This is a genomic window from Paenibacillus eucommiae (genome assembly GCF_017874215.1).
GTDB lineage: Bacteria > Bacillota > Bacilli > Paenibacillales > NBRC-103111 > Paenibacillus_AI > Paenibacillus_AI eucommiae.
Window position 1 is genome coordinate 172639 of record NZ_JAGGLB010000017.1, and the last position, 12107, is coordinate 184745.

The following is a 12107-nucleotide window of genomic DNA, read 5'->3' on the forward strand; positions in this document are numbered from 1 at the left end:
AGGTAACAATCAGCTGTCAAACAACGGAGAATAGTGAATGAATGCCCAAGGAACGTACATTCATATTACATGAAATTAACTTTAAGATAAAAGGGTAAGCAATTGAGAAGAAGGGGAGAAAAGACGCATATGAAATTTGTGAAAACGTTTTTATTGGCTATGCTTGTTCTCTGTTTGACGATTGTAACAGCTTGCGGCAATTCGAACAATACGAATTCGAATACACCGAAGGCAACAAATACGGCTGGAGCTGAACAAGGAGGGAAAGAAGAAAACGCTGGTGGTGAACTGGAGCCCTTGAAGCTGTCCTTCTTTTTCCCGGGAAATCCGGACACCGTTATGCCCAGAGGTGAAGATGATTTTGTCCGGACCTATCTGGAGAAGAAGTTTAATGTGACGATCGCGTTCGATACTTTACCTTTTGGCGATGAATTCAATACGAGATTGAACCTGAAAATTTCATCAGGTGATGCACCAGACTTAATGGTAATATCTGGAACATCTACCGTTCAATTGTTTGCGGATGGAGTGATGGGAAATATAGGAGCGGGGCTGAACCCGGAGGTAATGCCCAACTTCTTTAAATGGGTGACACCTGAGGTGCTGGCTAACTATCAGATTGAGAAGGGATCCACAGCTCGCGGCTATGTTCCGGTTAACCCGAAACCGATCACCTCTTATTTTATTCGTAAGGATTGGCTGGATGCGTTGAAGCTGGATTATCCGACTAACTACGCAGAGTTGACTGAAGTAGTCCGTGCCTTTACGCAAGATGATCCAGACGGTAACAAGCGAAATGATACTTATGGATTTACAACGCCAGGGAATGGACAGATGGTAAGCTCCTATTTTCCACAATATAACAATCATGGCATATACCAAAGTATGTTCATTGATCCGAAAACAAAAAACTTCAGGACGGCTTATACCGATCCGGTTATAGGAGAAGTTCTGGATGATATCAGGGGATGGACTGACAAAGGCTATGTGGACCCCGACTGGTTCTTAAGCGATAATGCCACTTCAGAGCAGAAATTCGCGCAAGGAAGAATTGGCATCATATGGGGGGCTGCTGATCAGTTTGCCTTCGATTCCAATCCGAACAGTTATTTCAATCAATTGAAGCAATTGTATCCAAACGCAGATGTCAGAGCATTTAATCCGTTTCCCGACCATCCTGTCAATTTGAAGATCGAACCTGGATACAGCTGGTCCATTGCCCAAAGAACGATAGAGAAGTCCCCTGAAAAAGTAGATAGAATCATTCAGATTGTGGACTGGCTGTTTAGCGAGGAAGGCTACTTGATGACGCATTATGGCATAGAGGACAAACACTATACGCGCAGCGGCAATACCATTACACTGAATCCGCAAGCGTATAAGGAGGATGTCATCGATAAAGGGAATTTCCTGGTTGCCTGGCATGCCATGACACCGGAGCGTTATACCGAGCCGCTTGGTCTGGAGGTCGTGGATCCGACTTTGAGTAATCGTGACAAGGAAATGATGGCGGTTATTAATGATTATGGTATTTTGCAAAGCGCTACAGGCTATATTCCGCCGGAAGGATTTGACTGGGGATCTTTCGCTACCAAACGCGCAGAAATCCAGGTGCAATACTTGTTTGAGAAAAACAAATACCCGGAGTGGACGCCGCTGCTGCATGAATTCCTGACGAAATATGGTGCGAACGATCTGTATAATGCTTATGTGGAACAAACGCAGGCTACTGGCGTAGAAGTGAATGACTGGGTATCTCCAACAGGCCAATAAGGCTTGAAGAAACAGAAAGCGCAAAGGGGAACGGATATAGTTCCCCTTTCGTTACAGAATTGGAGTGGAGAAACTGTTATGGCAGCAACTTTGTATCGATACCGCTGGTATTACCTGATGATGCTTCCCGGTGTCCTTTATTTTATCATCTTTCATTACGGTCCCATGGGCGGGCTGATTATCGCTTTCAAGGACTACAATCTGGTCAAGGGCGTGTGGGGAAGCGAGTGGGCGGGACTGAAGCATTTCTACACGATCTTCGAGTCTCCTGATATTATCCGGACGCTGCGGAATACGGTAGTGATCAGTGTGTACCGGATTGTGTTCAACATGCTCCCTGACTTAATGCTGGCACTGGTCTTGAATGAAATTCGCATTCGCTGGTTCAAGCGGGCGATCCAGACGATAACCTATGGACCTTATTTCTTGTCCTGGGTGGTGGTCTATGGCTTGGCTTTTTCTTTCCTGGCTCCGGATTCCGGACTTCTTAATCAGACGATTCGTGAATTTGGCGGCACTACGGTCGATTTCCTGACTGCAAAAGAGTATTTCAGAAGTATTCTGATCTCGACCGAAATATGGAAAAATACGGGTTTTGGAGCGATTATTTATTTGGCAGCGCTGGCAGCGATCGATCCGAGTCTTTATGAGGCTGCTGTTGTGGATGGAGCAGGGCGCTGGCGTCAGCTATGGCATGTTACCCTGCCAGGCGTAGCCAATGTGTTCGTCCTATTATTGATTATGCGGATCGGGCATATATTGGATGCCGGTTTTGAACAGGTTTATATTTTCTACAATTCCAGAGTGTACGAGGTTGCGGATATTATCGACACCTGGGTGTTTAGGAGGGGGCTGGAGCAATTTGATTTCAGTGTAGCCACAGCAGTTGGTTTTTTTAAAGGGGTTATCGGCTTGCTCCTTGTGATTGGGGCTAACCAGTTAGCCAAAAAATTAGGCCAATCATCCATATGGTAGGAGGAATAGAAAATGTCACTCGTATTGCAACCTAGCAAAACAGACCGGCTGATTGACTCCGTTTTTATTACAGTTCTGAGTGTGTTTGGCTTGGCGACGTTGTTCCCCCTCTACTATGTGGTGGTCATGTCGGTTACCCCATTTATTGAAGTGATTCAAAATGGCGGTTTTGTTCTGCTGCCCAAAAGCTTTACCCTTGAAGCCTATAAACAAATTTTGAGCAGTGTGCGTATTCCCCGTGCGCTCGGGGTAACGGTCATACTGGCGGTTGGCGGAACTTTTCTAAATTTGCTATTCACGATGCTGCTGGCCTATCCGCTCTCCAAAAGAATGATTCCCGGCAGGAACTATGTACTGTTCATGATCGTGTTTACCATGCTGTTTTCTGGCGGCTTGATTCCCCTGTATCTAATTGTCAACGCGCTTGGCATGAACAATACGCTATGGGCGCTGATTGTCCCGGGTTTAGTGTCAGCCTTCAATATGCTGATCATGAAAACATACTTTGAAGGACTGCCCGAAGAGCTTGAAGAGGCTGCACGGGTAGATGGATGCGGAGAGCTGCGCACGTTGTTCCGGATTATTTTACCATTGTCGATGCCGATTATGGCTACATTGGGATTATTCTATGGCATCAATCATTGGAATACGTATTTTCATGCGATCATGTTTATTACAGACAAAGAGCTTCAGCCGATTCAGGTCGTATTAAGAAGTATGATTGTTACTCCTAATGTGAGCTCCGAGCTGCAGCTAACGAATCAGTTCCAGGCCTATCGTCTGCCTCCAGAAACGATGAAGATGGCCGCAGTAGTCGTCACAATTTTACCGATCATTGTAATCTATCCCTTCCTGCAAAAGCATTTTATGAAAGGGTTTTTACTAGGTTCGATTAAGGGCTGATTGTACACGCTTGGGACGGTTAAGGGGTAAACTGACCATTAATGATTTTGAGAGAGGGTTGTGTAAATGATAATAAAGCTATCGAAGAAAAAAATGCTGTATCGCGTTTTATCTTCTGTCATTATTTTTACAATGCTGTTCAGCAGCTTGACCGTCCCGGCAAAGGCAGCTGATCCGGATCCGGATCAGATCGTTTATGATTTCCGGAAAATCGCTTTTCCTGATGAAACAACAGGCTTTACTGGTCAAGAAGCGCAACCTGGCTGGAGCTTGGTGGACGCCCATGACGTTCCTCCTGTACTCGGCTATCAGCCTGATTATGGTTTGAACATCGGTTCTTTCCAAGTGGGGATGTCCCGGTCGTTTCTGTTTGATGTTCCAGAAACGGGACAATATTTGGTGAAATTCAAGGCACTAGTGCTTAATAGTGGCGGGATTGGAGAACTACAAATTGATGATCAGCCGATCGGAACGTATGACTTTTATTCAGCGACTACAGACTATGTAACCAAAAAGATGCGAATCATGACGTTGGCGAAAGGGACGCATACATTGAAGCTGGTCGTTGTCGGAAGGTCGCCAGGATCGGCAGAAGGTACGGGTGGACACCGGATGTCGGCGAGTGAGTTCACGATACAGAAGATGGAAGAGCCTCCTATGATTGAAAACCTCGTCATTAGTAGCAGTAACCCGGATCTGTATGTTGGTTCCGAGTCGCAATTATCCGCATATGGCATAGGAAATGATGGAACACCAATCGATTTGGGCGATAAGGAAGTAACCTACGTTAGCGAGAATCCCGCCGTTGTTAATGTCAATCACCAGACGGGCTCGTTAATTGCCGTCGATGCAGGAGAAACAATCGTGACAGCCTCCGTCAACAATAATGGGAGCATCGTATCACAAACGCTGCTGATTAAGGTGAAATCAAGGGCCGGGAATGACCCAATTGTCTATGATTTTCGGAATGTGGGATTTCCGGATCAACCCTTCTATGTGCAGCCGGGCTGGGGGATGGTAGGGCTGCCGACAGATATACCGGTACTCGGCTTTGATCCAAGCAATGGCATTAATATCGGTACTACGAGAATTGGCCAGAACCGCTCTTTTCATTTTGATGTGCCGGAAACGGGTATCTACCTGGTGGAATTTAGGGGGCAGAAATATTCTATCGGTGGGATCGTAGAGCTGCAAATCGATGGCCGGCCTATTGGCACATTTGATTCTTATTTACCCGCTTGGAGTCTGGTAACGGAGCCCATTCGACTATTGAAACTCGATAAAGGCCAGCACACCTTAACCTTGCAAGTGGTTGGCAAACATGAGGATGCGCCTGATGATCCGGCATATCGCATATCACCAAGTGAATTTGTGTTGGCCATGGTTGATGCTAGTCCGGCCTTGTCTGACGTTTCCCTATTCATTGAAGATTCCGAGCTTTACGTGGGCTCTACTTCACAGCTTAAAGTAAGCGGAACTACGGAGAACGGCATCCCGTCCGATGTGTTCGATACGCAAGTCAGCTATGGGAGCGATAACACGGGGGTCGTCATTGTCGATGCCCTGTCAGGTAAACTGAAGGCTGCAGGTGTAGGATCGACATTGGTAACTGTATCGGTGGAAAACAAGGGTCAAACATTGACAAGTAAGTTGCCAGTTGAAGTCAGAGCCGTCGAAAATGAAAAAACACGCAGTACATATTATACACAACAAAAGGTTGACACGGCTCGCGACAATATTAGTAAGTATGAGTGGGCTGAAAGCATGAAGAATGATGTCGTGATCAAGGCAAATCGGTATGTAGACCAAGGGCTGGATTTCTTCTGGAATTTGGTCACACCTCAAAGCTTGCCGCGAAGTTATGAGGTTAACGAAAGTTTGGGCAGTCCGCTGAGTGGCAAGGAAATCGATAAATACGGCAGTTATGCGTATACTTACGATCCGATTAACGATCCGTGGAAAATAGTCGATCCGACGGATGGTAAGAGATATCCAACGAATGATTTTGGTGCATTTTACAGAAGCGGCCTTAATGAGCACGGGGTGTTCGATCGGTCAAAGGCAGATAGATCGTTGTTATACAATGAAGAGTATCCTGATCCGAATCACCCGTTGCATATGTGGGGCGTGGATGATGGGCTCGGTTGGGTAGACAGTGCTGGCAATCGCTATACATTTATCGCCTATTATGTGCATTGGGCGATCTGGGGATACTCCGGGAAAAGCACGATCCAAGATGCGCTGCGCTCGCTTCGGGATGCGTATTTGTACACAGGCGATGTAAAGTATTCACGGGCGGGGACGGTGCTTCTAGATCGGATTGCTGACATTTACCCAAGTCTTGATGTCTCAACGTATTCAAGCAGTACTTACCTCAATTCTCATGGGGGTACGAATTTAGGCAAGGCGGTTGGGTCAATATGGGAGACGTTCATTGTTAAAGACTTCCTATATGCCTATGATGCTTTCTTCCCTGCGATGGAAGATCCGGAGCTAATAGCTTATTTGAGTGGGAAATCAGATGAATATGAACTTGGGCCGCTAAAATATACCGCTTCCGGAATACGTAAGAACATTGAGGAAGGTATTGTTAAGCAAATTTATCCGGCGATTAAAGCTGCTCAAATTCACGGCAACAATGGTATGCACCAAAGTGCTCTGGCATTAGCAGCGGTAGTCTATGACAAATTGCCTGAAACGCAACAATGGCTTGATTTCGTGTTTCAGTCGGGTGATTTTATGAGCGGTCCTTACAGGGTTACTGGTGGAAATGTAGGGGCGACTTTGATCAATGATTTGGACCGCGATGGACACGGCAACGAAGCATCACCTGGATACAACAGACTTTGGCTAAATTACTTTTTGGAAGCAGCGGATATTTTGAATGGTTACGATCTTTATGCGACTGCTGATTTGTATCAAAATCCAAAGTTCCGCAAAATGTTCCATGCCTTGTATCCCTTAACGTTAAGTGAGCGCTATTCTCCGCAAATTGGTGATTCAGGTTCGACCGGGAACCCAGGTCTTTATCTTGAAAAAGCGCAGATGGTCAGGGCATTCTCGCAGTATGGCGATCCTATATTTGCACAGATGGCTCATTTCTTAAACAATAATAGTACAATCGGGATTCGTTCTGATATCTTCACTCCCGATCCGGCAAAAATAGCAGCAGATATTCAAAGCGTGATCGACGAACAAGGATCATTAAATTTGAGCAGTGTGAATTTAACAGGATATGGATTTACAGCGCTGCGGGATGGCAGTCATCCGTTGGAAAGTTATGGACTCCTTTATCCATTTGTTCTTATGCCCGTGTTTTCCCAGACGGCAAGCACGGCCATACTTGATTTGAATGGGGCTTTGGAATTTCAAGCCAAAGGTCAGGGGGACAGCATTGATTTTACCTTCGACGTGACAGAAAAGAAGGAATATGAAATAGGGATCAAGCCTTTTCGTTCGATATTTAATGGAGGGTACGGGATCTATCAGGTATCGATCGACGGACAAAATGTTGCAGAAATTGACTTCTATGGAACGCTTTCGGGTTACGAAGCGCTGATTACAAAGGAGCTTGATGTTGGGACTCATCACATTTCATTTCAGAGTGTAGGCAAACATCCGGACTCCTCCGGGTATAAGATGGGGCTGTTCGAAGCGGTCTTGTTAGATCAACAAGAACAAATTAGAAGGGATCAGGGCAGCGATTTGAGTACGCTCCGTGACTTGTGGATGTATTATGGGCGAAATAACAGCCATGGCCACAGGGACACATTAAATATCGGACTGCATGCGTATGGTCTGGACTTGTCTCCTGATCTTGGTTATCCCGAATATACAAATTCGACTGATCCTCACCGTTTTGAATGGATGCATCATACTGTTTCGCACAATACGGTTATGGTAGATGAGAGCAAGCAACAGGTACAGTGGGTGGCCGATCCGAAGCATTATGACGACAATGGGCAAGTGAAATTGATCGATGTTGAGGCACCTAAGGTCTATCCGCAAACCGAATTGTATAAGCGGACAACGGCGATGATTCGAGTGGATGATGAGCATTCGTATGCGGTTGATTTCTTCCGGGTCAAAGGTGGAGACGACCATTTGTTCAGCTTCCACGGCGCCGAAGGAGAGGTTAGTACGGAAGGCTTGAGCCTTACGCCTCAGGTCGATGAGCAGGGTGAGTATGTCGGGACGTATGCCGGGCGGGACGTACCTTTTGAACAGCGGCCTGTTGATGATAGTGTGGCAGGAAGCGGTTATGCCGGGCCAGGTTATCATTACTTGAAAAACGTAAGACGAGACGATGCGCCAGCTTCACAGTTTAGTGTGGATTGGAAAGTAGTGGATACATGGAATGCTCTTTCGAAACCTGAGGATATCCATCTGCGGCTGACGATGCTTGGGGAACTAGATGACCTGTCTTTGGCGGATGGGGTTCCACCGCGGAATCAGCCAGGAAATCCAGACAGCCTTCAATATGTGTTGGCTCATCGCAAGGGCGCAGATTTGGATTCGCTGTTCACATCTGTGATCGAGCCTTACAAAGGGGAGCGTTACATTGAAGCAATTTCCCCAGCTGTAGTTGAAGTAGACGGCGTGGCAGTTGACAACACTGAGGTGAAAGCGGTCAAGGTGACCTTAAAGAATGGAAGAACGGATTACTTGATTCATTCATTAAATTCGGAAGTGATGTATACCATCGATGGTAAGCTTCAATTTAAAGGGATCTTCGGGGTTCTGTCCGAGTTGAACGGTAAAGCGGTATACAGCTATGTGAATGATGGAACAGTCATCGGTTTGATTGATTTGCCAGAAATCAGTGCAGAGCAGGGGAGCATTGAAGGAACGGTACTGGATTTCACCAAGAATTTACAGATGGAAAATAGCATTAAGGTAGAGATGGATCTCGGCGGGCTTCCGGCAGAAGAGCTAGTTAACAGAACCATCTATGTACAAAATGACGGTATCCGCAATGCAGCCTATTTAATTAAAGATGTCTCGTCTTTGGGTAATGGGGCATATGTGCTTAATATCGGAGATACGACATTCATACGAAATTATAAGGATGACCACGATTTCAGTAAAGGGTTTGTGTATGACATATCAGAAGCAGCCGCATATACCATTCCGCTGTCTTATGAGAAAGCCAGTCTAACCGAAATAAGGGCCACTATGGATAAAACAGAACTTGTCATTGGTGAAACAGCTCAATTGAGTATTGTAGGAAAACTGTTTGACGGGCAGACTGCTGATCTTTCTACAGCCCTGATTACTTATACAAGTAATCAGGAAGAAGTTGCCACTGTTTCTGCGGATGGACTAGTAACTGCACGCGGGAAAGGAAATGCGACGATTACTGTGCAAGTGGTGTGGCAGGGTGTCAGTCTCAGCGCAGATGTAACCATGAAAGTTGGCGCTTCTTTGAATGAACCCGGCAAGCCCAGTGAACCCCAGGGTGGTGCAAAGGATCAGGGAAGTGAAGTGGATAATAAGGTATTTGTTCTTACTGCCGGTAAGTTGAAAGCGGTATTGGACGGAGAGAAAAAATTGATGGTGCCAAGTGGTATGAAAGAGATCATTTTCCCTGTTAATGCGCATGAGTTATTAAAGAATGATCGCTTGGAACTTATGTTCGTTGAAGGTGATGGCGGGGGCGAAGGTGAAGCCCGTTGGAGCCTATTCGTATCGGCTGCATGGCTTCAATCCTTACTGGCCAACGAGGCGTCAAATCAGGCTAAAGATTTGCGAGTATCGCTTCAATTTAATATCATTCCTGATCAAGAAGCTTCAGATTTACTTGGCAAAGCAGCGAAGCGAGCGAGTGCAATGTTGACCGCTAGAAACGTATTGGTCAATTTGAACACGAACCTTGTAACCGTAGATGGGAAATATATTCCGATAAGCGGGTTGGATGCACCACTTACGCTTTGGTTCAAAGTTCCGAAGTCTGTAAACGAAAATATTTTGGGTGTTTATTTCATCGATACGGATGGGAATTTAGTGTATATCAATGGTGAAAGGAAGGGAGACGGCTTAGCCGCGCAACTGAATCATTTAGGTAAGTATGCGCTGCTAGAATACGATAAATCATATGTCGACGTTCCCCCAGTTCATTGGGCTGCGAACGTTATCCGGGAATTATCGGCTAAACAGATTGTACAGGGAGTCAGTCTTACGGAATTTGCTCCGGCGAAGTTAGTTACTCGTGCTGAATTCGCAACATTGCTCGTTCGGCTTCTTAAATTGAAAGTATCCGGTAAAGCGACGTTCGTTGACATTGCACCGGATGATTGGTATTTCGAGTCAGTATCCACGGCTGCTTCGCTCGGTCTGGTAGAAGGGATTGGAGACAATCTTTTTGAGCCTAATGACTCGATTACAAGAGAGCAGATGGCCACGATGTTATTAAGAGCCTATGAACTGAAAACGGGCTTGAAAGTAAATACAGACGAAGAAATAGAAGACTTTCAAGATGTGGAGCAAATTAGTGTGTGGGCACAATCCTCTGTAAAAGCAGCGAAGGGATTAGGACTGGTTCAAGGCAGAGAACACAATCGCTTTGTCCCCGAAGGATTAACCCAGCGGGTAGAAAGTGCTCAGGCGATTTACAATTTGCTACAAGTTGTCGAGTAAAAGAGGGCCATTATCTCAAGAGGCAGAGAGAGTGAAATTAAAGCCAATGATCATTATTTTGTATTTCCAAAAAAAGTATGTGTTATCGAGGTGCAAGGTAAAGAAGTGACTTCTTTCGTTTCTGTTTTGACATGTTTTTTTATGCTGATCTTTTAAGATAATCTTAATACAAATAAATGAGATGAAAGAATGGGAGAGAGACGGTATGGAGGCATTGCAATTTTTTGACAGCTCTGTATTTGTAGGCAAATCGGCCTATAAGCATCGTGAACAAATTTGGAAAACAGAAGCTATTGTCACTGAGCTTGACCGGGCAGGCATAGCGGGGGCACTCGTCTATCATGGTATGTCCCTATCGCATTCGCCCCAATACGGGAATAAGCTGCTTGATCAGGAATTGATGAAAAGCGGGCGGTTGTATGGCTGCTGGGTTGTATTGCCGGAACACGCCGGGGACTCTATGTCCCCGGGAAGTTTATTGGAGCAATTGCGCAAGCATGACATTCGCGCAGTCAAGATGTTCCCTGCCAGTCATCAATTCGATCTAGATGCACGTACGGTTGGACCATTGTGCAGTATGCTTGAGCGGGAGCAAATTCCGCTGCTGCTCGATGCGCAGGAAGCTCCATTCAGCCAGCTATCGCTTTTATTGGCTCATCACCCGGAGCTTAAAGTACTGCTGCAGGGATTAAACTGGAGTCAGGAAAGAAGATTGTTTCCAATGATGGATGCATACAGCAATCTGTGTGTAGATTTCTCAGCGCTGCAGAGCAACAGAATCATCGAGACGATGTATGCACGGTATGGAGCAGACCGGTTGTTCTATGGCAGCAATATGCCCCGCAGAAGTGCCGGAGCGGCCCGTGCATTAATTGATTATGCGGACATTCCTTGGGAAGCCAAGAAGCGGATCGCAGGCGGCAATCTTGCGGCTCTCTTGAATGTGAATCCTCCCGCAGCACGGATCCCTGATCAGGATACGGTCAGCCTCGAGGCCTCGAAAGGCGAGCCGTTATCGATTGAAGTGTATGATTCTCATACGCATTTGATAGAAGAAGGCGGCGCGACAGGGAGCGGCTTTCCGATGCTGAGAGCGGATATTCATGAGATGGTTGAGCTGTATAACAAAATGGGCATCCGCAAAATGTCGATTGCGCCTTGGGTCGGGATCAATGGCGGGGATTCGGAAGCGGGGAATCAGGTTCTGGAACAGGCGAGGGCACATTATCCTCAAGTTGTTGAAGGTTACGTGGTCATCGACCCGAATTATGTGGATGATGTAGCGGCAGCGGCCCGAACCTGGCATCTTGAGAAAGGCTTTCGTGGAATTAAGCCCTACTTCTATTTATCCCATATTCCTTATACGGATCCTGTCTATGCGCCTTGGTGGGAACTGGCTAATGAGCACCACTTGTATGCCCTTATAGATCCGGCCGGTCAAAGCGATCAAGTGTATGTAGACCAGATTGAACAACTGGCAGAGCGATATCCAAATGTAGCGATCTTTATGGATCATGCTGCCAGAAGCTTTGAAATCGCGGAATTGTACGCCAAGGTTGCGAAAAAGCATGAGCATGTTTACCTGCAGCTGACGTATACAACGGTAACACAAGGTGCAATTGAATACTTGGTACGGGAGGCAGGCGTACATAAAGTGTTCTTCGGGACAGATTCCCCGATGCGCGATCCGCGGCCTCAGTTCGGCTGGCTCGCCTATGCCGATCTGTCGATAGATGACAAGAAGGCGGTATTTGGAGGGAATATGAAACGATTATGGGATCGCTGCCTGATTTAGCCTGCTATAAAGCTCTTATAAATGA

At 46.2% G+C, this 12107-nt stretch carries 5 protein-coding genes; all 5 read left to right on the forward strand.

Translation table 11 applies throughout. From position 1 onward, the window contains the following. Window positions 1–129 precede the first annotated feature (129 nt). The 5 genes from J2Z66_RS23340 to J2Z66_RS23360 all read left to right on the forward strand — a co-directional run bounded on the left by J2Z66_RS23340 (window position 130) and on the right by J2Z66_RS23360 (window position 12082). The gene (locus tag J2Z66_RS23340; protein WP_209974889.1) at window positions 130–1773 is read left to right on the forward strand and encodes a type 2 periplasmic-binding domain-containing protein; all 1644 of its coding nucleotides are present in this window, start codon (window positions 130–132) and stop codon (window positions 1771–1773) included. 78 nt (window positions 1774–1851) lie between these two features. After that, the gene (locus tag J2Z66_RS23345; protein ID WP_209974891.1) at window positions 1852–2748 is read left to right on the forward strand and encodes an ABC transporter permease; all 897 of its coding nucleotides are present in this window, start codon (window positions 1852–1854) and stop codon (window positions 2746–2748) included. 12 nt (window positions 2749–2760) lie between these two features. Next, complete coding sequence (locus J2Z66_RS23350) at window positions 2761–3651, forward strand: carbohydrate ABC transporter permease (RefSeq protein ID WP_209974893.1); 891 nt, start codon at window positions 2761–2763, stop codon at window positions 3649–3651. Between the two features lie 66 nt (window positions 3652–3717). Beyond that, a complete protein-coding gene (locus J2Z66_RS23355) occupies window positions 3718–10287 on the forward strand; it encodes an S-layer homology domain-containing protein (protein WP_209974895.1) in 6570 nt (2189 codons plus the stop codon). Window positions 10288–10492: 205 nt separating this feature from the next. Beyond that, on the forward strand, window positions 10493–12082 hold the full coding sequence (locus J2Z66_RS23360; RefSeq protein ID WP_209974897.1) for an amidohydrolase family protein: 1590 nt from the start codon (window positions 10493–10495) through the stop codon (window positions 12080–12082). Window positions 12083–12107: the final 25 nt, after the last annotated feature.

Excerpts from the sequence above, each read along its gene's own strand:
- J2Z66_RS23340 (WP_209974889.1), top strand. The coding sequence starts at position 130 with ATGAAATTTGTGAAAACGTTTTTATTGGCTATGCTTGTTCTCTGTTTG.
- J2Z66_RS23345 (WP_209974891.1), top strand. The coding sequence starts at position 1,852 with ATGGCAGCAACTTTGTATCGATACCGCTGGTATTACCTGATGATGCTT.
- J2Z66_RS23350 (WP_209974893.1), top strand. The coding sequence starts at position 2,761 with ATGTCACTCGTATTGCAACCTAGCAAAACAGACCGGCTGATTGACTCC.
- J2Z66_RS23355 (WP_209974895.1), top strand. The coding sequence starts at position 3,718 with ATGATAATAAAGCTATCGAAGAAAAAAATGCTGTATCGCGTTTTATCT.
- J2Z66_RS23360 (WP_209974897.1), top strand. The coding sequence starts at position 10,493 with ATGGAGGCATTGCAATTTTTTGACAGCTCTGTATTTGTAGGCAAATCG.